General features: G+C 56.4%; 22 protein-coding genes and 1 tRNA gene. 12 read left to right on the forward strand and 11 right to left on the reverse strand.

Annotated features, from left to right (window positions below):
- Positions 1-3 precede the first annotated feature (3 nt).
- On the forward strand, positions 4-1080 hold the full coding sequence (locus ACYVHC_RS06455) for an LptF/LptG family permease (protein WP_460612845.1): 1077 nt from the start codon (positions 4-6) through the stop codon (positions 1078-1080).
- A gap of 58 nt (positions 1081-1138) precedes the next feature.
- Positions 1139-2074: a DMT family transporter gene (locus ACYVHC_RS06460; RefSeq protein ID WP_460612846.1), complete on the forward strand. Its 936-nt coding sequence runs from the start codon at positions 1139-1141 to the stop codon at positions 2072-2074.
- Between the two features lie 50 nt (positions 2075-2124).
- On the opposite strand, the gene ispE is transcribed toward ACYVHC_RS06460, so the two are convergent.
- The gene (gene ispE, locus ACYVHC_RS06465) at positions 2125-2937 is read right to left on the reverse strand and encodes a 4-(cytidine 5'-diphospho)-2-C-methyl-D-erythritol kinase (RefSeq protein WP_460612847.1); all 813 of its coding nucleotides are present in this window, start codon (positions 2935-2937) and stop codon (positions 2125-2127) included.
- A gap of 82 nt (positions 2938-3019) precedes the next feature.
- Between ispE and ACYVHC_RS06470 the strand changes: the two genes are divergently transcribed.
- From ACYVHC_RS06470 to ACYVHC_RS06480, 3 genes are all read left to right on the forward strand, one after another.
- Positions 3020-3673, forward strand: coding sequence for a sugar transferase (locus ACYVHC_RS06470; RefSeq protein ID WP_460612848.1), 654 nt, complete (start codon positions 3020-3022; stop codon positions 3671-3673).
- The gene (locus ACYVHC_RS06475) at positions 3670-4362 is read left to right on the forward strand and encodes an acetyltransferase (protein ID WP_460612849.1); all 693 of its coding nucleotides are present in this window, start codon (positions 3670-3672) and stop codon (positions 4360-4362) included. Before ACYVHC_RS06470 ends, ACYVHC_RS06475 begins: the two co-directional genes overlap by 4 nt.
- A gap of 90 nt (positions 4363-4452) precedes the next feature.
- A complete protein-coding gene (locus tag ACYVHC_RS06480) occupies positions 4453-5595 on the forward strand; it encodes a DegT/DnrJ/EryC1/StrS family aminotransferase (RefSeq protein ID WP_460612850.1) in 1143 nt (380 codons plus the stop codon).
- A 190-nt stretch (positions 5596-5785) separates the two neighbouring features.
- Here ACYVHC_RS06480 and ACYVHC_RS06485 read toward each other — a convergent pair whose 3' ends face one another.
- From ACYVHC_RS06485 to atpD, 3 genes are all read right to left on the reverse strand, one after another.
- A complete protein-coding gene (locus tag ACYVHC_RS06485) occupies positions 5786-6907 on the reverse strand; it encodes a trans-sulfuration enzyme family protein (RefSeq protein ID WP_460612851.1) in 1122 nt (373 codons plus the stop codon).
- A gap of 120 nt (positions 6908-7027) precedes the next feature.
- Complete coding sequence (gene atpC / locus ACYVHC_RS06490; RefSeq protein WP_460612852.1) at positions 7028-7267, reverse strand: FoF1 ATP synthase subunit delta/epsilon; 240 nt, start codon at positions 7265-7267, stop codon at positions 7028-7030.
- A 92-nt stretch (positions 7268-7359) separates the two neighbouring features.
- Complete coding sequence (gene atpD, locus ACYVHC_RS06495; protein WP_460612853.1) at positions 7360-8865, reverse strand: F0F1 ATP synthase subunit beta; 1506 nt, start codon at positions 8863-8865, stop codon at positions 7360-7362.
- A gap of 267 nt (positions 8866-9132) precedes the next feature.
- Here atpD and ACYVHC_RS06500 point away from each other — a divergent pair.
- From ACYVHC_RS06500 to pth, 4 genes are all read left to right on the forward strand, one after another.
- A tRNA-Gln gene (locus ACYVHC_RS06500) sits at positions 9133-9205 on the forward strand.
- Between the two features lie 91 nt (positions 9206-9296).
- A complete protein-coding gene (locus tag ACYVHC_RS06505) occupies positions 9297-10226 on the forward strand; it encodes a ribose-phosphate pyrophosphokinase (protein ID WP_460612854.1) in 930 nt (309 codons plus the stop codon).
- 232 nt (positions 10227-10458) lie between these two features.
- The gene (locus tag ACYVHC_RS06510; RefSeq protein WP_460612855.1) at positions 10459-11031 is read left to right on the forward strand and encodes a 50S ribosomal protein L25/general stress protein Ctc; all 573 of its coding nucleotides are present in this window, start codon (positions 10459-10461) and stop codon (positions 11029-11031) included.
- Between the two features lie 202 nt (positions 11032-11233).
- Positions 11234-11797, forward strand: coding sequence for an aminoacyl-tRNA hydrolase (gene pth / locus ACYVHC_RS06515; RefSeq protein ID WP_460612856.1), 564 nt, complete (start codon positions 11234-11236; stop codon positions 11795-11797).
- A 131-nt stretch (positions 11798-11928) separates the two neighbouring features.
- On the opposite strand, the gene metG is transcribed toward pth, so the two are convergent.
- On the reverse strand, positions 11929-13974 hold the full coding sequence (metG, locus tag ACYVHC_RS06520) for a methionine--tRNA ligase (protein WP_460612857.1): 2046 nt from the start codon (positions 13972-13974) through the stop codon (positions 11929-11931).
- A gap of 289 nt (positions 13975-14263) precedes the next feature.
- Between metG and ACYVHC_RS06525 the strand changes: the two genes are divergently transcribed.
- The gene (locus tag ACYVHC_RS06525) at positions 14264-14884 is read left to right on the forward strand and encodes a hypothetical protein (RefSeq protein WP_460612858.1); all 621 of its coding nucleotides are present in this window, start codon (positions 14264-14266) and stop codon (positions 14882-14884) included.
- A gap of 94 nt (positions 14885-14978) precedes the next feature.
- Here ACYVHC_RS06525 and ACYVHC_RS06530 read toward each other — a convergent pair whose 3' ends face one another.
- The 3 genes from ACYVHC_RS06530 to msrB form a co-directional block, all read right to left on the reverse strand.
- A complete protein-coding gene (locus tag ACYVHC_RS06530) occupies positions 14979-15329 on the reverse strand; it encodes a hypothetical protein (RefSeq protein ID WP_460612859.1) in 351 nt (116 codons plus the stop codon).
- Positions 15330-15405: 76 nt separating this feature from the next.
- A complete protein-coding gene (locus ACYVHC_RS06535) occupies positions 15406-16200 on the reverse strand; it encodes a DUF3050 domain-containing protein (RefSeq protein WP_460612860.1) in 795 nt (264 codons plus the stop codon).
- A gap of 108 nt (positions 16201-16308) precedes the next feature.
- Positions 16309-16851 (reverse strand): peptide-methionine (R)-S-oxide reductase, encoded by a 543-nt coding sequence (gene msrB / locus ACYVHC_RS06540; RefSeq protein ID WP_460612861.1) that lies wholly within the window; start codon positions 16849-16851, stop codon positions 16309-16311.
- Between the two features lie 254 nt (positions 16852-17105).
- Here msrB and typA point away from each other — a divergent pair, with 254 nt between their 5' ends.
- A complete protein-coding gene (typA, locus tag ACYVHC_RS06545) occupies positions 17106-18914 on the forward strand; it encodes a GTP-binding protein TypA/BipA (protein WP_460612862.1) in 1809 nt (602 codons plus the stop codon).
- 92 nt (positions 18915-19006) lie between these two features.
- Positions 19007-19750, forward strand: coding sequence for a YqjF family protein (locus ACYVHC_RS06550; RefSeq protein WP_460612863.1), 744 nt, complete (start codon positions 19007-19009; stop codon positions 19748-19750).
- An 11-nt stretch (positions 19751-19761) separates the two neighbouring features.
- Here the strand turns inward: ACYVHC_RS06550 and ACYVHC_RS06555 are convergent, their stop codons facing one another.
- The 3 genes from ACYVHC_RS06555 to ACYVHC_RS06565 form a co-directional block, all read right to left on the reverse strand.
- Positions 19762-20094: a DMT family transporter gene (locus ACYVHC_RS06555; RefSeq protein ID WP_460612864.1), complete on the reverse strand. Its 333-nt coding sequence runs from the start codon at positions 20092-20094 to the stop codon at positions 19762-19764.
- 4 nt (positions 20095-20098) lie between these two features.
- Positions 20099-20389, reverse strand: a complete 291-nt coding sequence (locus tag ACYVHC_RS06560) for an acylphosphatase (protein WP_460612865.1) — start codon at positions 20387-20389, stop codon at positions 20099-20101.
- Between the two features lie 170 nt (positions 20390-20559).
- Positions 20560-22065 (reverse strand): hypothetical protein, encoded by a 1506-nt coding sequence (locus ACYVHC_RS06565; RefSeq protein WP_460612866.1) that lies wholly within the window; start codon positions 22063-22065, stop codon positions 20560-20562.
- Between the last annotated feature and the right edge of the window lie 21 nt (positions 22066-22086).

The raw sequence follows: 22086 nt of genomic DNA on the forward strand, positions 1-22086 counted from the left end.
TTCATGAAGCTCCTCGATAAATACATTCTTAAGAAGTTTCTCACCGCATTTTTCTTCGCGGTGGTGCTGCTGGTATCGGTTATCTGCGTTATTGACTTCACGGAGAAGAATGACGATTTCCTGCAGCACAAGCTCGGGGGCTGGCAGATTATGACGGAGTACTACCTCAATCTGTTTCCGTACTTCGCCAACCTCCTCTCCCCCATCACGGTATTTATAGCCGTGGTGTTCGTGACGGCGCAGTTGGCTTCCCGCACAGAGGTAGTGGCCATGCTGGCGTCGGGCATCAGCTTCAAGCGGTTTTTACTGCCCTACGTGATGGGCAGCGTGATTCTGGGCATTCTGACGATGGCCATGACGGGCTGGCTGATTCCGATTGCCAACAAAACCCGCGTGCAGTTCGAAAAGGCCTACATCAAGAACCCGTACCGCTACGATGCGCGCAACGTGCACATCAAAATCGGGCCGAAGAGCTATGCGTTCATGGAGAGCTACGACAACGTGAACAACGTGGGCTACAAGTTTGCGCTCGAAACCATTGAGGGCACGCTGCTCAAGCGCCGCATGACAGCTGAAGCCATTACCTGGGACTCGACCAAACGGGCATGGCACCTCACGCCTCAACTGGTTCGCACCTTCAACGGCGAAAAGGAAACCCTAAAAAGCCTGCCCGCCCGCGACACGACGCTGAACCTGTACCCCAAGGACTTCGCCAGCACATACCGCCTAGCAGAAACCCTAACGCTACCCGAGCTCAACCGCTACATCGACCAAAAGATAGCCCGCGGCTCCGACGACACGCAGCTATACTTGAGCGAGAAATACGAGCGCTACGCCTACCCCTACGCCATGTTTATCCTGACGGTGATTGGGGTGATTATGAGTGCGCGCAAAAGCCGGGCCGGCGTAGGCGGCCAAATTGCCTTGGGTTTCGTGCTGGCATTTGTATTCATCATCTTCGTGATTCTGAGCCGCAACCTAGCTGCCGTGGGCTCCTTGCCGCCGCTTTTGGCCGCCTGGGTACCCAGTATTGTGTTTACCGGCATCGGCCTGATTTTGTACCGGGTAGTTCCGCAATAACGAGGACCTAGTACGGCCTTCTTCTTACGGCCAGCGCCGTTTCTCACCAGCTCCCCTCATGCTCAAAGACTACCTTCGCCTGCATTTTATTGTGTTGCTGTGGGGCTTTACGGCCATCCTAGGCAAGCTTATTTCGGTGCCACCGGTAGAGCTGGTTTTCTGGCGGACATTGTTAGCTGCCACAGGCCTTGCGGTGCTATTGCTAGCTCGCAAGCAGGCTTGGAAAGTGCCGGTTGCTGATGTTGCCCGGTTACTCGGTGTAGGAGTGCTAGTAGCCGCCCACTGGATTACGTTTTTCCTAGCAGCCCGCCTTTCTTCCGTAAGCGTATGCTTGGCCGGAATGGCCACCCTAGCGCTCTGGACCTCGTTGCTGGAGCCGTTGGTGCTGTGGCGGCGGGTGCGGTTTTATGAGGTAGGTCTAGGACTGCTGACAATGGTTGGCCTATATCTAGTATCCCGGGCCGAGCTAGACCAAATGGCGGGGCTGCTGGTTGCCATTCTATCAGCGGGACTGTCGGCGCTGTTCAGTGTGCTGAACGTAACGCTGGTAAAGCGCCACCCCCCGCTGCGCCTCACGTTTTATGAAATGACGGGCGCCTGCCTGAGCATTGCGCTCTTCATGCCCCTGTATAGCCGCTATTTCACCGAAGGCCAAGGGTTGCAGCTGGCCCTTTCCGGCTTCGATTGGCTTTGGCTCCTGGTGCTGGCGGGCGTGTGTACCGTGTATGCCTTCTCTACCTCCGTGGAACTGATGAAGCGGATTTCCGCCTTCGTCGTGAACCTGACCATCAACCTGGAGCCCGTATACGGCATTCTGCTGGCGGTTTTGATGTACACGCTGCGGATTCCGGGCTTCGGGCAAGAGAAGTTGTCTACAGAATTCTACCTGGGCACCCTCGTGATTCTGCTGAGTGTACTGATTCATCCGGTGCTGGACCAGTGGAACCAGCGCCGCGTGCGGCGCAAAGAGGCCGCCGATGTGCTGATGGGATAAGCACTGCGGTTGGTGCGGCTTTACAACCTAGTACCTGACCAACCAGTGTGCTACAATTGGCCGTCCCACACTTGGTATTCAGCCGGAAAATCCAGTTTTGGCGGCATTTCTAGTCCTGGGAATATACCATACACCGCTGAACCCGAGCCCGAAAGACTAGCGTACACGGCGCCCGCGTCGTAAAGCGCCTGCTTGATGTTGCCGAGCACAGGGTAATGCGGAGTTAAGGCCTCTTCAAAATCATTACTGATGGTGTCGCGCCAGGTTTCTACGGAGTGAGTAAGAGCTGTGCGCAGGTCATGACGCGGCCTCCGGGGAGTGATGCGCGCGTACGCCTCGGCCGTACTGATGTGCAGATTCGGATACACAACCTTACAGGCCATACCAGTCAGGCTGAGGCTGATATCCTCAAACACGTCACCTTTCTCATAGGCAAATACGGGCTTGTTTCGGATAAAGAACGCGCAATCAGACCCTAACCGGCGCGCGTAGCTCTCCAGCACATCAGCCGAAAGCCCGAGGGCAAATAGGCTGTTGAGGGCCCGCAGCGCGAAAGCCGCGTCGCCGGAGCCGCCGCCTAGGCCAGCACCAATGGGCACTACCTTATGTAGGTGCATTTGCACAGGCGGCAATTCAAAATCAACTTTCAGCAACTCGTAAGCTCGCAGGCAAAGATTGGTGTCTACGGCTCCGGGAATCGGGATTCCAGTTAGGGCTAGCGAGGTTTCGGCCGCGGGCAGCACTTCCAGCGCATCAGTCCAAGGCAGTGGCACAAACACCGATTCAAGGTTGCGAAAACCGTCGGGCCGTTGGCTAGTGATATACAGACCGAGGTTGAGCTTGGCGTTAGGGAAAACGAGCATAAGAGACGCAGAATGTGGCGCAAGCTAAAACGAAGCCTGCCGAAGTCAAGCCCGACGCATATTTCCGGCTATTTTTGAGGCTATGTCTGGTGCTGCAACTTCCTGGTACACCCGCTTTGGCAAGCGCCTGTTTGATGTGGTGCTAGCCGCGCCGCTGCTGCTGGTAGCGGTGCCCGTGTTGCTACCGCTAGCCGTGGCGCTGGCCGTGCAGAATAAGGGTGCCTGGCTTTTTCGGCAGCGCCGCCCGGGGTTGCAGGGGCGTCTGTTCACCTTCTACAAGCTCCAGACCATGACCTCAGCGCGCGATGCCCGTGGCAACTTGCTGCCCGATGAAGCACGGCTCCCGCGCCTAGGCCGCTGGGTGCGCGCAACCTCCCTTGATGAGCTGCCCCAGCTCTGGAACGTGCTGCGCGGCGACATAAGCCTAGTGGGCCCTCGGCCGCTGTTAGAGCAATACCTACCGCTATATTCTCCGGAGCAAGCTCGCCGCCACGCCGTTCGGCCCGGCATTACGGGCTGGGCCCAAGTAAATGGCCGCAACGCCATCAGTTGGGAAGAGAAATTCGCGTATGATGTGTGGTACGTAGACCATGTGTCGTTTGCCCTTGACCTGCGCATTCTGGTTCGCACCGTGGGCCGAGTGCTAGGGGCTCACGGTATTTCGGAGCCCGGACAGGCCACAACCACGGCATTTACCGGTACTCCTCCCGCTTCTGATTCGTCTCCTTCCGCATGAATACTACTCCTACCCCACCCCAAGGTACTAGCCCTGTTTCATTGCCGAAGTTGGCCATTGTGGGGGCCGGTGGGCTGGGCCGTGAGGTGCTGGTGCTAGCCCGTCAAATCAACGAAACCCGCGCTACCTGGGATGTGGTGGGGTTTTATGATGACCGCGCCCCTAGTACTTCCACCATCCATGGCCTACCCTACCTCGGTACTACCGCTGACTTAGTTGCTTCCAAGAGCCCGCTACATGTAGTGGTAGCCGTGGGCAGCAGCCATAGTAGGCAGGCGGTGGTAGCACGGCTAAGTTCCGGGCCGCTTACGTTTGCAACCTTAATACACCCTAGTGTAGCCTGGCAGCCCTACCAACAAGTGACAATAGGAGCCGGTAGCATCATCAGCCAGGGCTGCATCCTGACCTGCGACATCAGCCTAGGCCAGCATGTGCTCCTAAACCTGGGCTGTACCATTGGCCATGATGCCGTGCTGGAAGACTTCTGCTCCCTGATGCCCCACGCCAATGTAGGCGGCGAGGCTTACCTGGAAACGGGCGTGTATTTGGGCACTAATGCCACTGTCATCAACCAGGTGCGTGTGGGCACCCGCTCTATTGTGGGAGCCGGTGCCGTGGCCGTGCGCGATGTGCCCGCAAACTGCACGGCCGTGGGAGTGCCCGCGCAAGTAATTAAACAGCATGCTTAGCCCTTGCAAAGCGGTATCCGACTTTTAGCCGTTCTTTTGCCTTAGTGAGCCTCAAGAATTTCTTGTAGGCTCCTGTCTTAGCCCTTTTATATGCGTAGTCAGGATTACGACCGATTATATCTTTCCCCACCCCACCTCGGCCGTCACGAGCTCAACTACCTGCACAAAGCCATTGAGGACAACTGGGTAGCGCCGGCCGGCCCGAATCTGGACGGATTTGAGCGCGACATCTGCGAGTTCACGGGCGCGGGCCACTGCGTAGCCCTTACCTCGGGTACGGCTGCCATCCATTTGGGCCTGCGGCTGCTGGGCGTTGGCCCCGGCGATGAGGTGTTATGCCCTTCGTTCACGTTTGTAGCTACTGCCAACCCGATCCTCTACCTGGGTGCTACCCCTATTTTTATCGATAGCGAGGCCGAAACCTGGAATCTGTGCCCGGTACGACTACGTGAAGCCCTAGAAAACATGCGCCAGCAAGGCCGCCGACCAAAGGCCTTGATTCTGGTACACCTTTACGGCATGCCGGCCAGGCTTCGCGAAATTCTGGACCTAGCAGCGGAATTTGATGTGCCGGTGCTGGAAGATGCTGCTGAAGCCTTGGGTTCCCGCTACCATGGTCAGCCCCTGGGTACCTTCGGTGCAGTAGGCGTTTTCTCATTTAATGGCAACAAGATTCTGACCACTAGTGGTGGTGGCGTATTGGTTACCAACAACCCTGAGTGGGCGCAGAAAGCCAAGTTCTGGGCAACACAGGCCAAAGATGTAGCGCCGTATTACCAGCATTCGGAGGTAGGCTACAACTACCGCCTGAGCAACTTGCTAGCCGGCATTGGTCGGGGCCAGATGGGCCTGCTGGAAGACCGCGTGAAAAAGCGCCGCGAAATTTATGCGTGGTATCAAAAGAACCTGGCCAACGTGCCAGGTCTGAGCTTCGGCCCCACGGAGCCAATCGGTGGCCGTTCCAACCGCTGGCTTACTACCATCCTGCTTAACCCCAATGAGACGCCCATTACGCCTGAACAAGTGCGTCTGCACCTCGAAACGCATAACGTAGAAAGTCGCCCCCTCTGGAAGCCTCTGCACTTACAGCCACTTTTCCAAGGTACGCCCATGGTAGGCGGCAGCGTGTGCGAAGACTTGTTTACCAAAGGCCTTTGCCTACCATCCGGTTCGGCCATGACAGATGCCGATTTACAACGAGTAGCTTCCGCTTTGAAGGCTATTCTGGCCTAGTGAAAAGGCCCCTTCAGCTGTATAATGGTATATAAAGTTCATTTTACAGTATACAACGCACAAAACATCCGTTAGCTAGTATAAACACTACAGCCTGATAAACAGAAACATGGCAGTTCGCCAGGCAAATTTTTGCTTGACAAACTGCCATATTGCTGTTGAATCCTCGGGATAGAGAAGCACAAATCCTCTACCGCAGCGCCTGTTCCAAATCGGCCAGTAATTCTTCCACTGGCTCAATGCCAACGGAAATACGCACTAGCCCAGTACTGATACCTACCTCCAGTTGCTGCTCCGGACTGAGGTAGCGGTGCGAGGTACCCAGCGGATAAGACAAGGACGAGTCGACGCCGGCAAGGGAAGGCGCGAAAGGAAACCGCGTGCTTCGTTGCATGAAGCGGTTTACTACCTCTTCCTCATCGGCTAGCAGAATAGAGAGCATGCCGCCGAAAAGTCCGCCACCTTGCTCCTGCGCTAACGCGTGCTGCGGATGGTCTGGTAGGCCCGGATAATATACCGCGCGCACGCCGGGCTGTTGCTGAAGAAACTCCGCTATAGCCCGAGCATTGTGGCTGTGCTCCCGAACTCGCAGGCGCATAGTTTTGAGCCCTCGCACCGCCAGCCAGCTTTCCATGGGACTTAGTGTCAGGCCATACAGGGTGCTGATCTGCTTTAATCGAGCCGCTAGCTCTGGGTCAGCGGCTACTACTACCCCCGCCGTCACGTCAGAGTGGCCGGCAATGTATTTGGTTACGCTGTGCATGACCAGATCAGCTCCCAATTCCAGCGGGCGCGTCAGGACAGGTGTAGCAAACGTATTGTCCACTATCAGCTTCAGGCCATGCTGGTGGCATTCGGTGGACAGGCGGCGCAGATCGGCTACGCGCAGCAACGGGTTGCTGAACGTCTCGGCTAGCATGGCGCGCGTGGTTGGCTGCACAAACTGATCTAGGTCGTAGAGCTGCTCAAACGGCACATACGTCACGCTAATGCCCATGCGACTCAGCTCCTGATTCAGCAACGACGATGAGCCCCCGTAAATATCCGCCGCGCATAGCACATGGTCGCCGGCTTGGCAACACGTAATCAGGGCCGCAAAAATGGCGGCCATTCCGGACCCCGTAGCTATGGCTCCAGCGCCTCCCTCCCAGGTGTTTACTGCTGCCGCTAACTCATCGGAATTGGGATTTCCATTGCGCGAGTACAGGTAGCGGCTGCCCGGCTCTTCAAAGTATTGGGCTAGCTCCGTAAGATCTTCAAACTTGAAAACCGACGTTTGGTAAATGGGAGTGATTTTGGGGTGGATTTCCATGTGCGGTAGTAGAGGCTGGGTGGGCCGCAGGTGTAAAGAAGGAGTTCAGGCTGGAAATAGTGAAAAGCAAAAAAGCCTTTCCAGCAAAGGAAAGGCTTTTTCTAAAAGACTAGGCTAGCGTTACGCCGAAGCGCCTTCTGCCAGCACAATCACGTTGTTGCGCAACACTTCTACTACCCCGCCTTCAATGCGGAAAGAAGAAGCGCCACCGTTCAGCACAATTTCACCGGGCCGTAGCGCCGAAATGAGGGGTGCGTGGTTGTTCAGAACTTCAAAGAGGCCATCAGCACCCGGAAACCGGGCCGACGTAACCTCACCTTCAAACACCTTCCGGTCCGGCGTGATGATTTCCAGATGCATAGTTTTTTCAGTTGCCAGGTATCAGTTGCCCGTTGCAGCTAGCGGCTCTGTAAAGAACCTATACCTGACAACGGGCAACTGGTAACCGATAATTACTTGGCTTCCGCCATCAGCTTCTCGCCTTTCACCACGGCATCCTCAATGGTACCTACTAGGTTGAAAGCTGCTTCGGGCAGGTGGTCGTACTTGCCGTCGATGATTTCGTTGAAGCCTTTGATGGTGTCTTTGATATCAACCAGAACGCCTTTCAGGCCGGTGAACTGCTCTGCTACGTGGAAAGGCTGCGACAGGAAACGCTGTACCCGACGGGCGCGCGTTACGGTCAGCTTGTCTTCCTCGGAGAGTTCGTCCATACCCAAGATGGCGATGATGTCCTGCAGTTCTTTGTAGCGCTGCAGAATTTCTTTCACGCGCTGGGCCGTACCGTAGTGCTCCTCGCCAATGATGGAGGGGTCCAGGATGCGCGACGTGGAGTCCAGCGGGTCTACTGCGGGATAAATGCCAAGCTCGGCAATCTTACGCGACAGTACGGTGGTAGCATCCAAGTGAGCAAACGTGGTAGCCGGAGCCGGGTCAGTCAAGTCATCGGCAGGTACATATACCGCCTGTACCGACGTGATAGAACCACGCTTAGTAGAGGTAATACGCTCCTGCATAGCACCCATTTCAGTAGCCAGCGTGGGCTGGTAACCTACGGCCGAAGGCATCCGGCCCAACAGAGCCGATACTTCCGAACCAGCCTGGGTAAAGCGGAAAATGTTGTCGATGAAGAACAGGATGTCGCGGCCAGCGCCGGTGCCGTCACCATCGCGGAAGCTTTCAGCTACCGTGAGGCCCGACAGAGCTACGCGGGCACGGGCTCCGGGAGGCTCGTTCATCTGACCGAACACGAGGGTAGCTTTCGAGTCTTTCAGGGCTTCGGAATCTACTTTCGTGAGGTCCCAGCCACCTTCTTCCATCGAGTGCTTAAAGCCGTCGCCGTACTTAATTACGTCTGACTCCAGGAATTCGCGCAGCAAGTCATTGCCTTCGCGGGTACGCTCACCCACACCAGCAAACACCGACAGGCCACCGTAGGCCTTGGCGATGTTGTTTACCAGCTCCATGATAAGTACGGTTTTGCCTACACCGGCACCACCGAACAGACCAATTTTACCACCCTTTACGTAGGGCTCGAGCAGGTCAATTACTTTGATACCCGTAAACAACACTTCCGAAGAGGTAGCGAGGTCTTCGAAGGCCGGCGCATTGCGGTGAATCGACAGACCACCGTCGCTCAAGGGCTGAGCAATACCATCAATGGCATGGCCAATCACGTTGAACAAGCGGCCGCGCACACCTTCGCCGGTGGGCATGGTAATGGGGGAGCCCAGGTCACGAACAGCAGCACCGCGGGTCAGGCCCTCAGTCGAGTCCATGGCGATGGTACGTACCCGGTCTTCGCCCAGGTGTTGTTGGCACTCCAGGATAACTACCTGTCCGTTGTCTTTGATGACTTCGAGCGCGTCGAGAATGTTGGGAAGCTTAGAACCTTCACCCGCGAAGCTCACGTCCACCACGGGACCGATAACCTGGGTGATTTTGCCGGTATTCGCCATTGCGTTTTATATAAGGGGATGGGTGCAACGTTTCAGGTCGCAAAAGTACGGCTTAATCCCGGCATTGCCAAGGGAGCTGTTGTCCCCGCTCCCTCAACTTTTTTTTCAACCTCTGAATGGCTGAAAATCAACTAAAAAAGGTTGGTTTGAGGCCTACACAGGCCTAGTAGAGCAAAAAAAAGTTTGCGGGAAATTTGCCTTCAATAAAAGCTGCTGTACATTTGCACAACCAAACGGCACACCTACACCGGTTACCGCTTTGGAAATTGTCCGATGGTGTAACTGGCAACACGCTTGATTTTGATTCAAGAAAGTCCAGGTTCGAGCCCTGGTCGGACAACCGACAACACAACGCGAAAGGCGCTGATTCTTCCTGCATCGGAAGAGTCGGCGCCTTTCGCTTTTTTATTTTCCTTCTCATCCACCACCCCATGTCACAGCAGGTAAAAATCTTCGCGGGCAATGCCTCCCGCGAACTGGGCCAGCAAATTGCTGCCGCCTACGGCATCCCGCTCGGCGACCTTAGCCTCCAGCGCTTCGCCGATACGGAACTAGGGCCCAGCTTTAATGAAAGCATCCGGGGCTGCGCGGTGTTCCTGATTCAGAGCACCAACCCGCCCGCCGAAAACCTGATGGAGCTGGCACTGATGGTGGATGCCGCCAAGCGCGCCTCGGCGGCCTCTGTGACGGTGGTAATGCCCTACTATGGCTATGCCCGCCAAGACCGCAAGGACAAGCCACGCGTAAGCATCGGCGCCAAAGTGGTGGCCAACATTGTGCAAAGCGTAGGTGCCGACCGCCTGATGACCTGTGACCTACACGCCGGCCAGATCCAAGGCTTCTTCGATATCCCCGTTGACCACTTAGATGGCGCTACGGTATCGGTACCTTATATCAAGTCGCTGGGGCTAGATAACCTGATTTTCGCTTCGCCCGACGTGGGAGGGGTAGTGCGCACGCGGGCTTTCGCCAAGAAATTCGGGGCTGAAATTGTGGTCTGCGACAAAATGCGTCTCCGGGCCAATGAAATTGCCTCGATGCAGGTAATCGGCGATGTGACGGGCATGAACGTGGTGCTGGTAGATGACATCGTGGATACGGCCGGCACTATTTGCAAAGCCGCCGAGCTGCTCATGGAGCGCGGTGCCAAATCCGTGCGGGCCGTTATTACCCACGGCGTACTTAGCGGCCCCGCCCACGAGCGGATTCGCAACTCGGTATTGGAAGAACTGGTTATCACCGACACGATTCCGCTGAAGGAGGAAAACCCCAAGATCAGGGTCATTTCACTGGCCGAGCTATTCGCGCAAGCCATCCGCAACGTGGTAACTCACGAGTCCATCAGCTCGCTGTTTATATAGACTACCAGTAATAGCCAAATACAGGCCGTCATGCTTTGGCTCTGCTCAGCATGACGGCCTGTCTTTACGCAAGTACGTCAGTGAGGTGCGTGGGCTCTTGGCAGGGGGCTCCTTAGGCTTAGCATGACTAGCTAGGTTTATATAGAGCTTTCTATTCCCAAACAATCCGCCTATCTTTGCGGCCCGTTTACCTGCTGTGGGTAAACGATTTTCTCTTCAAAAGAACACGTTTATGAAAAGCCTCGAGATTGTAGGGTTTAAAAGAGCGAATCTCGGTAAGAAGGATGCCAAAGCACTCCGCCTCGATTCGTACGTACCATGCGTACTGTACGGCGGTACTGACCAGGTTCACTTCTCCGTTCCGGCCATTTTGTTCCGCGAGTTGCTGTACACCCCCGAGGTGCACATCGTTGACCTGAACATCGAAGGCGACATCCGTCGTGCTATCGTGCAGGACGCGCAGTTCCACCCCGTAAACGAAATGCTGCTGCACGTCGATTTCCTGGAGCTGGAAGAAGGCAAAGAAGTGAAAATGGACATTCCAGTGAAGTACATCGGTGTATCGCCGGGCGTACTGGCTGGTGGTAAGCTGGTTAGCAAACTGCGTAAGATCAAGGTGAAGGCTTCGCCCGAAAACCTGCCCGACTACGTGGAAGTTGATATTTCAGACTTGGCTCTGGGCAAATCCATCAAGGTGAACAAGGTTGAGCCAAAAGGCTACACCATCCTCACCAACATGATGGCTCCTATTGCTACCGTAACCATCCCGCGCGCACTGAAAGGCACGCTGCAGGCTGAGAAATAAGTCACGGATTACGGCGGACTGTTCGGAGTACACGAATTTCGTACCCGAGTCAATCTGTCTACCAAAAGAGCCGTTCTGCTTGCAGGGCGGCTCTTTTGTTGTGTTAGTGGCTAGCTGCTTTCGCCCTAAAAGCAAGAGTAGCGCAGTTCACTAGCTGCCATTATCCGCGCAACCCCACAAATTCGTTCTAACCTGCTGTTTTATGAAGTTCCTTGTTCTGTGCCTGGGCAACATTGGGCCGGAGTACGCCGATACGCGGCACAACGTAGGGTTTATGGTAGGCGACTACCTAGCAAAAAAGCACGAAGCCCGCTTTGAGCTGGGTCGTCATGCCTTCACCACCGAAATCAAGCACAAGGGCCACACGTTTGTACTGGCAAAGCCTACTACCTACATGAACCTGAGCGGCAAGGCCGCCGCTCATTGGCTAAGCGCGCTCAAAATCCCGAAGGAGCAGATGGTAGTGGTAACCGACGACCTGGCTCTGCCTTATGGCAAGCTGCGCCTGAAAGGCAAGGGCTCGGCGGGCGGGCAGAACGGTCTGAAGCACATTCAGGAAACCCTTGGCACCGATGAGTACGCCCGCTTGCGCTTCGGCATCGACTCCAGCTTCAGCAAAGGCCGGCAAGTCGACTACGTGCTCAGTCCCTTCTCTGCCGATGAAAAAATCGACCTGGAAGCACGCCTGGAAAAAGCAGCCGAAGCAGTATTGCTGTTTGGCACTGTGGGCCTGGAGCGCGCTATGAATGTGGTGAACGTGAAGTAAGGCTAAACTTTCCCTTTATCTACTAGGCCTCTTACAAACACAAACCCCTCTCCTCTTGCACTGAGCAGAAGAGAGGGGTTTGTGTTTGTAAGAGGCCTAGTCTCTGGTACGGAACTGCGTATTACGCGCAATTATGCTACACCGGAGCCGGGGCGCACGTGGCTGCTCGGCTGCATCAGCGACAAAGAGCCGTCGGCGTTTTCAGCCATCAGCAACATGCCCTGGCTCTGGATGCCTTTGATTTCGCGCGGGGCCAAGTTGAGCAGCACCTGCACCTGCTGGCCTACGAGGGCTTCGGGCAGGAAGTGCTCGGCAATGCCCGACACGATGGTGCGGGGCTCATCGAAGCCTAGGTCAACGCTCAGCTTGAGCAGCTTTTTGGTTTTAGCTACTTTTTCAGCGGCTACAATGGTGCCAATGCGCAGGTCCATCGTCTGGAACTGTTCGAAGCTGATGTCTTCCTTGGCTGGGGCTGATACTGCCGCAGCTAGCTCGTTGGCTTTCTTGGTATCGAGCAGCTTTTGCACCTGTGCTTCCACGGTGGCGTCTTCAATTTTGGTGAAGAGCAACGCCGCTTCGGCCAACTGATGACCAGCGGCCAGCAAATCGGGGCGGCCGGCTTGTTGCCACGTGCCTTTTTGGGTGTTGAGCATGTTGCCGAGCCTAGTAGCCGCGGTAGGCAGGAAGGGCTCCAGCAGCGTTACAAGGCTAGCCGCCAACTGCAGCGCCACGTGCAACACCGTGCCGGTGCGTGCTTCATCGGTTTTGATGAGCTTCCAGGGCTCTGTATCGGCCAGGTACTTGTTGCCCAGGCGCGTCAGGTTCATCAGCTCGTTCAGGGCGTCGCGGAAGCGGTAGTTGTCAATCAGCTCGCCCACGCGCTGCGGAAACTCACTGAGCTGACGCAACACGTCCTCGTCCTCGGTGGTAAAGCCCACAGCTGCGGGTACCTTGCCCCCAAAGAACTTGTGCGTGAGCACCGTAGCACGGTTCACGAAGTTGCCGAGGTTGGCTACCAGCTCATTGTTGTTGCGGGCCTGAAAGTCTTTCCAGGTGAAGTCGTTGTCTTTGTTTTCGGGGGCGTTGGCGCAGAGCACATAGCGCAGCACATCGGCCTGGCCGGGGAAATCTTGCAGGTACTCGTGCAGCCACACGGCCCAGTTGCGCGAGGTGCTGATTTTGTCGCCCTCCAGGTTCAGGAACTCGTTGGCAGGCACGTTATCGGGCAAGATGTAGTCGCCGTGGGCCTTGAGCATCGCCGGGAAGATGATGCAGTGGAACACGATGTTATCCTTGCCGATGAAGTGCACCAGCTTGGTGCCGCTGTCTTTCCAGTAGGTTTCCCAGGTATCGGGCAGCAGGTCTTTCGTGGCCGAGATGTAGCCGATGGGGGCGTCAAACCACACGTACAGCACTTTGCCTTCAGCTCCGGCTACCGGCACGGGCACGCCCCAGTCCAGGTCGCGGGTGACGGCGCGGGGGTGCAGGCCCTGGTCGATCCAGGATTTGCACTGGCCGTACACGTTGGTTTTCCAGTCCTGCTTGTGGCCTTCCACAATCCACTCGCGCAGCCAGGGCTCGTACTGGTCGAGGGGCAAGTACCAATGCTTGGTTTCGCGCAACACAGGTTGGTTGCCCGAGAGCATCGACCTAGGGTTGATAAGTTCGGTAGGACTCAAGGAGGTGCCGCACTTCTCGCACTGGTCGCCGTAGGCGTTGTCGTTGCCGCAATTGGGGCAGGTGCCTACAATGTAGCGGTCGGCCAGAAACTGGTCGGCCTTCTCATCATAGTACTGCTGCGAGGTCTGCTCAATGAACTTGCCTTCTTCGTAAAGCTTCTTGAAAAAGCCGCTGGCTACCTCAGCGTGGGTTTTAGACGAGGTACGGGAATAGATATCGAAGGAGATGCCAAAGTCGCGGAACGAGTCGCGGATGATGGCGTGGTACTTATCTACTACCTGCTGGGGCGTTACGCCTTCTTTCTGGGCCCGAATGGTAATCGGAACGCCGTGTTCATCGGAGCCACAGATGAACTTGACGTCGCGCTGCTGAGCGCGCAGGTAGCGGGCGTAAATATCGGCCGGAATGTACACGCCGGCCAGATGGCCAATGTGTACGGGGCCATTGGCATAGGGCAGCGCCGCCGTAACGGTGTAGCGTTGGGGAGTAGCAGACATAGGTCTAAATCGGAGAAACAGATAAACTATCCGGCGGAGCGAATAAGTTGAAATACAAAGGAACGAGTAAAAAGGGAAGATGCCGCCGCTGGCTCCTTCCGCCGTTAGGGAACCCTACGCAGTCAGTATAACTCAGGAACCGGGAGGCAAGCACCTGCTCCTTCCCTGCTTATTGCCTCGTAAAGTTGTAGCTTGGAACCACTCCACATACAACTTCTTCTATATTTAAGCTACTTACTGTAGCGTTTCCTCGTATTTACATCAATACGCACTCCCTAATACCAACGATATGAAAAACTCCGCGCAAGAAAAGCCAGTGAAAAAGGCGAAGAAGGACAAAGACCCCGCTGAAAAAGCCCAACGCAAGGCAGCTAAAGCTGCTAAGTCGGCTACCGCCGTTGTAGCAGATACCCGCGCCACTAAAAAATCGAGCCAGAAGAAGGCGCTTAAAACCGCCGCCAAGCAACTGCAAAAGCAGCTGGACAGCCGCATCAACGAGGTGGTAAAGCGCATTCGGCAGGAAACCAAAGCCAAGCTGAAGGAAGTAGTGAAAGACGCCACCCAGCGGCTGGACGTGGATATGGAACAGCTGTTTGAGCAGGCCCTGCATACCATTGTGCGGCATCAGGAAAACGGCACTCCCGGCGCCTCCGACAGCATTGATGGATTTTCGGAGCAGTCTGCCTCTGCCGGCACCCCAGCTGCTAGCCCCTCTCGTGCCCGCAACCGCACGGGCGCAGCTGCCAAAGCCTCCGCTCCGGCCAGTCGCGCCGCAGCCCGCCCGGCCGCGCCTAAAGCCGCACCGTCCGCTAGCACCTCAACGCGCCCCAGCCGTTCCCGCTCGGCGGCCCCAAAGCCAGCTCCCTCACCCAACGGCACCGAAGCCGCTGCTAATGAAGCCGGCCAGTAAACACTAAGATGCTTTTCTCAATAAAGTCAAGGGCCCACTGCTAGCTAGCAGTGGGCCCTTGACTTTACCATTTGCGAGAGGCTAGCCGCTTTCTTTATTGGGGCGGCAGGCGCAGCGTGTCGGCCGGGGCGCCGTTGAGGCGTTGCAGGCGCGTTTCCGGCGTGGTAGTGTTGTTGTCGTTGGTATTCAGGCTTTCGGGGCGCTTGCGGGAGTTGATGCCACTAGCCTGCTCGCCCACGGCAACCCGGCCGGGGGTGGCATCGGGAATGGCACCGCGGTAGCCGGCATTGCTGTTGTAGGCAGCCTGGCGGTCGGCATCGGTGAGCACCCGGGTTGGTGGGCGCTGCACCGCGTTTTCTTCAGAGGTGGTTTCCTGCGAGGTAGTACAAGCCCCCAGCAGAGCTAGGGCAGGTAGGCAGAAACGAATATAGCCAGAGACTTTCATAGGAAAACATACAGAATCACCAGACTTACAACAGGCCAGCTTCTGTGCTAACGGACTGGCGGCAGCGAGGTTGGCGCTAGCCCTGTGCTTTCAGCAAGTCGGCCTGAATTCCGTCCCAGAGCGCCACTCGAGCCTGCATGCAGTGCGCCGCCACTTCGCGGCTTTCCTGCCAGCGCTGGGCGTCGTGGCCACACAGCTCCCGCACCATCTGCTGGGCCAGCGGCGTGTGCACTTCCTCATCTAGCTGAATGTGCCGGTCGAGGTAGTACGTGAACGTATCAAGCTGGCCGGGGAAGCGCTGGCGCAGGTCGTGCACCAGATGGCGGAACATGTCCGGAATTACATCTTCGCGGCCAAAGGTGAAGGCTGCTGCTACCGCATGCGCTTTGCCGGACTCAATAATGCGAAACGTATCCAGCACGAATGCCTGCACTGAAGCCGGCGCCTGGGCTTGTTGCAATGCCTCCGCGACGGTAGCGCCCCCAGCTAGGGCGGCCAGCAGGCGCTCAATGGGCGCGGTATCGGCGCCGCACTCGCGCATCGAGCGCAGATACAGCTCAAAGTGGCTGGCAGGGTTGCCTTCCGGGTCTATGTCGGTTTCCTCCTCCAGCACAATATCATTGATGAGGCGCCGGGTGGCAGGGTTGCCGCGCGGCACCCACGGCACCGCTACGCAGGTAAGCTCGCGCTGCAGGGCCTTCAAAAGCGACATAAAATCCCACACGGCAAACACATGGTGCTGCATGAACACGCGCAAATCGTCCAGCGAGTGCAAGGCGTGGTATACGCTGTGCGCCACTAGCTGCTGGCGGGCTGGCACCAATGACTCCTGCAGGTCGGCAATTGAATCAGAATACACTTGAGCTGACATAGAAAAAGAGAAGTGGGCCCAGTGCCCAGGGAAACTGAACAGTAATAAACGAAGCGGCCCCCTGACTTGGATTGCCAGGGGGCCGTGCGCAAAATTACAGTGCAGCTGTTATTTCGCCTTCTCGAAGATCATTCCGTCAGAATCCATGCAGTAGCGCTGCCCGGTGGGCGCCGGACCATCATTGAAAACGTGGCCCAGATGGCCGCCACACTTAGCGCACACCAGTTCGTCGCGGCTCATGCCCAAGGAGTTGTCGGCGGTTACTTTTAGGCTGCTGTCGGTAGCAGGCGCCCAGAAGCTGGGCCAGCCCGTTCCCGATTCAAATTTGGTTTCAGAAGAGAAGAGCAAGTTGTGGTCAGCGGCACAGTAGTAACTTCCTTTCGCGTGGTTGTTGGCGTATTTGTTTACGAAAGGCCTCTCTGTACCCTGCTGGCGCAAAATAAAGTACTGCGCGGGAGTCAGCTGGGCCTTCCACTGCGCATCAGTCTTGCGGATAGGAAACTCATCTGGCTTGCCAGTTACCACTTTGGGTTTGGGGTAGGCGCTGGCCGCCGCCGCTTGGGCTTTCTCTGGAGACCCGTTTTTTTTCTGGGAGCACGCCGAGTTAAGTGTCAGTACTGATAACACCAGAATCAGGAAGGAAGAACGCATACAGGCAAGAAGTTGGATCAGGGAGAAAAACGCGCCAACCACTGCGGTAGCGCGTGCTGGGCTAACATACGGAGGAGGTCTACGGTTCGGTCTTGCCTAGCGGAAAATCAGAAACTCATCTTTTCGGGAACGTCAGCAACCCAACGAGTTGTCTTGCATATCGTCGGTAGTTTCTTCCTCTCTCATTAACAATTAATTACCGACAAGTTTTTGCGCTAAACATTCCGTACCTTTGCGCCCGGAAAAACCTTTGTATGCAGAACATTCGGAATATCGCCATCATCGCCCACGTTGACCACGGCAAGACCACGCTCGTGGACAAGATCATTCACGCCTCCAAGCTGTTCGACGAACACCAGCAGTTCGACGACCTCATCTTGGATAACAATGACCTGGAGCGTGAGCGAGGCATTACTATCGTCTCTAAAAACGTATCGGTACGTTATAAGGACGTAAAAATCAATATCATCGACACCCCTGGTCACGCCGACTTCGGCGGCGAGGTGGAGCGTGTACTGAAGATGGCCGACGGCGTATTGCTGCTCGTCGATGCCTTCGAAGGTGCCATGCCCCAGACCCGCTTCGTACTGGGCAAAGCCATTGACCTGGGCCTGAAGCCCATCGTGGTGGTGAACAAGGTAGACAAAGAAAACTGCCGCCCCGACGAGGTGCACGAGCAGGTGTTCGACCTCATGTTCAACCTAGGTGCTACTGAAGATCAGCTGGACTTCGTGACGCTGTATGGCTCGTCGAAGCAGGGTTGGATGAGCACCGACTGGAAAGTTAAAACCGACAGCATCATTCCGCTGCTCGACGCTGTGGTAGCTTCTATCCCGGCGGCTCCTACCTTGGATGGTACGCCCCAGATGCAGGTTACTTCGCTCGACTACTCGTCGTTCGTTGGCCGTATCGCTATTGGTCGCGTACACCGCGGCACGCTGAAAGAAGGCGCTAACATGAGCCTGGTGAAGCGTGATGGCACCATCAAGAAAGTAAAAATCAAAGAACTGCAGGTGTTCGAAGGCTTGGGTCGTACCAAGGTTTCGGAAGTTAGCTCCGGCGAAATCTGCGCCGTAACCGGCATCGAAGGTTTCGAAATCGGTGATACGCTGGCTGATGCCGAGAACCCCGAGGGTTTGGCCATCATCAGCATCGACGAGCCAACGATGAACATGCTGTTCACCATCAATAACTCGCCGTTCTTCGGTAAGGAAGGTAAGTTCGTGACTTCGCGCCACTTGCGTGACCGTCTGTTCAAAGAGACTGAGAAAAACCTAGCCCTGCGCGTAAAGGAAACCGATAAGGAAGACACATTCTTGGTGTACGGCCGCGGTATTCTTCACTTGTCCGTTCTCATCGAGACCATGCGTCGCGAAGGGTTTGAGTTGCAAGTAGGCCAGCCGCAGGTGCTGTTCCGCGAAGACGAAAACGGCAACCGCTTGGAGCCTATTGAGCACCTAGTAGTTGACGTACCGGAAGAAACTGCCGGCAAGGTTATCGAGTTGGTAACGATGCGCAAAGGCGAATTGACCATCATGGAGCCGAAAGGCGACCTGCAGCACCTGGAGTTCAACATTCCGGCGCGTGGTCTGATTGGGTTGCGTAACAACGTGCTGACCGCCACCGCTGGTGAGGCCATCATGAACCACCGCTTTGCTTCGTACGAGCCGTACAAGGGCGTGATTCCAGGCCGTATTTCTGGTTCGCTGATTTCGATGGATACCGGTGCTGGCACTGCGTACACCATTGATAAGATGCAGGACCGCGGCGAGTTCTTCGTTGAGCCCGGTGAGGAAGTGTACGCTGGTCAGGTTATCGGTGAGCACACCCGCCCCAACGATTTGACCATTAACATCCAGAAAGGCAAGAAACTCACGAACATGCGTGCTTCGGGTACGGATGACAACGTGAAGATTGTGCCGAAGCGCCAGTTCTCGCTGGAAGAAGCCATGGAATACATCCAGAAGGATGAGTACCTGGAAGTGACGCCTAAATCGGTGCGGATGCGTAAGATCCTGCTCGACGAAAACGAGCGTCTGCGTTACGCCAAGAAAGTAGACTAGTTGCCAGCCAACTAAAAACAAAAAGGGGACAGCCAATGGCTGCCCCCTTTTTGTTTTACTACTAAATCCAACACCCGCTACCCACTATTTCTATGCCCAATGCAGTTTCCGCTCGCTTTCCCTGCCTGCCCCTTATGCGCCAGCGCTGGAGCAACTTGCTGTTTGCACACTGGGCAGTGGCGCCCGAATTGTTGCGGCCGTATCTGCCGGAGCGGTTAGAGCTGGATTTGTATGAGGGCCGGGCGTGGCTGGGAGTGGTACCGTTCACCATGAGCCACATTCGGCCTTTGGGTTTGCCGGCGGTGCCGGGCCTGAGCGCCCTGCATGAACTGAATGTACGCACTTATGCCCGCCTAGATGGGGTGCCGGGCGTGTGGTTTCTTTCCTTGGATGCCACGCAGCCCCTAGGGGTGTGGGCAGCCCGAACCCTCTTCAACCTCCCCTACCTGCATACACGCATGTCGTTGAACCGCGCTGGTGATACGCTGCGGGCAACGGCTGAGCGCACACACCGGGGCGCGGCGCCAGCCACCTTTGCCGCTACCTGGACCCTAGGCGCCCCCCTGCCACAGGCAAAGCGCGGCTCCTTGGCCTATTTTCTGACGGAGCGCTACCACTTGTACACCGCTGGCCCAGAGGTTCGCCCCGGCAGCCATGGCTCCAGCTTATGGCGCGGGCATCTGCTGCACGAGCCCTGGCCCCTGCGCGAAGCGACTGTAAGCGAATGGCGCTCGACTCTAATCGAAAGCCACGGGTTGCCCACGCCGCTAGGCCCACCCCTGCTTCATGCCGCCGATTCGCTGGACGTGTGGGTGCGGGAACTGCGGCGTGTGTAGGGCCAGTAACCTTAGGATGCCGGTGTTTTCGAGAAAATATTGATAATGACTACACCCGCCAGAATCAGCAACATCCCGATAAGCGCGGGTGTGTCGGGGGTTTGTTTGTAGAGCACGATGCCGGCCAGGGTAATCAGGATAATGCCAATGCCCGACCATACGGCGTATGCAATGCCCATCGGAATGCTTTTCAGCGTTAGGCTCAGGAAATAGAATGACAGCCCATAGCCGACCACCACTACCACGCTGGGTAGCAGTTTGGTAAACTGCTCTGAGGCCCGCAACGCCGTGGTAGCGGCCGTTTCGGCCAGAATAGCCAGCAGTAGAAACATCCAGTATTTCATGAGCTTATGCAGTGTGCCGACGCACCTCAAAGCCGCGGTAGCCTTGTAGTTCGCCGGTGGTTACTTCCAGCCGCTCTACCCGCGCCGCGGGGGGGCCTTGCCGGCACCAGGTTTCCAGCGCATCAAGGGCGGCGGCAGGTCCTTCGGCTTTCAAGGTTACAGTGCCATCCGGATTGTTTTGAACGTAGCCGGCCAGCCCGAGGCTGGAGGCTTGCTGCGACGCGCTCTGACGATAAAAAACGCCTTGCACCTGCCCGTAAACTCGAATGGTGCGTTGTTCAGTAGCTTGGTTCATTGCGGGAGCCTAAGGAAGAGTCTGGCCAAAATACACTAGTACATCGAAACGTGACGCCCGCCGCTGGGTTTACCGAAGAGCAAGGCCTAGTACCTAACGGCACTACCACACCTAACAGGCCAGCTTCCCAGGCAATTTACTAGGGTCGCGTATGGCGCAAACCGCCGCAATCAGCGAGGAAGAGCCGGCGGCAAAGCTTCGTAGATGTAAAAGCGCTGAAACTGATGGCTGAAACGGTACTGCCCAAACTGCTGCCCCGCCACGGCTGGCCGCGGCAGCTGCAGCACCTTCAACGATTCGTCGTCGAGCAGCAGCACCTGTCGTTGGAACTCAGCGGCGCGGTTGAAAAACCACAGCGGCGACTGAGCACTGGTGCCGGCGAAGCCATTGGTAGCCAGCAGATGATAGCAGAACGTGCCCTGAATCTGGAAGCGGCCAATTTCATTGAACACAAACGACAAAGGCGCCACCACCCGCTTGCCCTGATAGGGAGCCAGATGTTGCGCCAACAACCGATTCTGCCGCACGGTATCCTGATGCAGATTAATCAGGTAGAAGATATTTCCACAGTTCAGCACCACGTACAGGCCGTACAACCCGCCCATTACGGCACTCAGCGGCCGATTTCCTTCTACCACCGAGAGCCGGTCGAAGGCCAGTGTAATAAGCAGCACAAGGAACGGAATGTAGAGCACCGTGTAAAACGAGTTGCGATTCTGGCCAATGCAAGCCAGCGCCGCTATCAGCAGCACCGTGTAGCCCACCACTTCAGTTAGCCAGCCCGCCGGAAACGTGGCCCGCAGCCGGAAAAGCACGTAGCCCGCCAGCAGCGCAAATACGGAAAGCGAGGCTTCTTTGGAGGAGTGAAACAAGCGTTTGTGCTCCTGTAGCAGGCGCTCTACGTAGCCCCACAGGGTAGTACCTTCCTGCTTCATGGCGGGCTGTAATTGTTGGCAGAAGGCCGCCCAAGAGTCGGTAACGACTACTTCCAGAAAGTACAGCCCCACACAAACGAGCACTGGCAGTCCAAACCCAACCAGCGCCGCTAGGTTGCGCCGCCACAGCAGCACTCCGCCGCCGGCCACCACAAAAATAAGCCCGTTGAGGTGGGTAAGGGCCGCTAACCCGGCTAGGGCGCCCGCACCAATGCAGTACAACAGTCGTCGTTCGGGCGGCCGCGCTTGCTCTAGGCACACCCAGGAGGCAAACCCCAGGCTCATAAGCATCAGCTCGGGCCGAAACATAAAGCTGAACTCGACCACCAGCGCGTTAATCAACAGCAGTGAGAAAAACAGGAAGGTGGCGGTTCGGGGGTTGCGCAGGCCTAGGGTTTGCAGATAGCGGTAACTAAGCACCCCAAACAACATGAGGTACAGCACACTCAGCAGGCGCAAACTCAGCACCGACCAGCCCAACAGCCGCACCATACCGGCACCCTGCCACACAAATAGCTTATGATACACCAGCTGCCGGATCTCGGCCTGGATGAAACCTCTAAACAGCTCAGAACGCACCACGCCCTCTTTGGCGGCCCAGTACGCCTGCTCGCCAATCCAGGATTCATCGAGGTTGATAACGCGCTGATATGTGCTAGCCAGCAGCAGCACTAGGGCCAGAAAAAAGACAAACCGGTACGCCCGGGCGTGTGAGGAGAAAAAAAGGATAAGCCGATTCATTGCCACATGCTTATACCTTAC

This window comes from Hymenobacter seoulensis, from assembly GCF_054780535.1.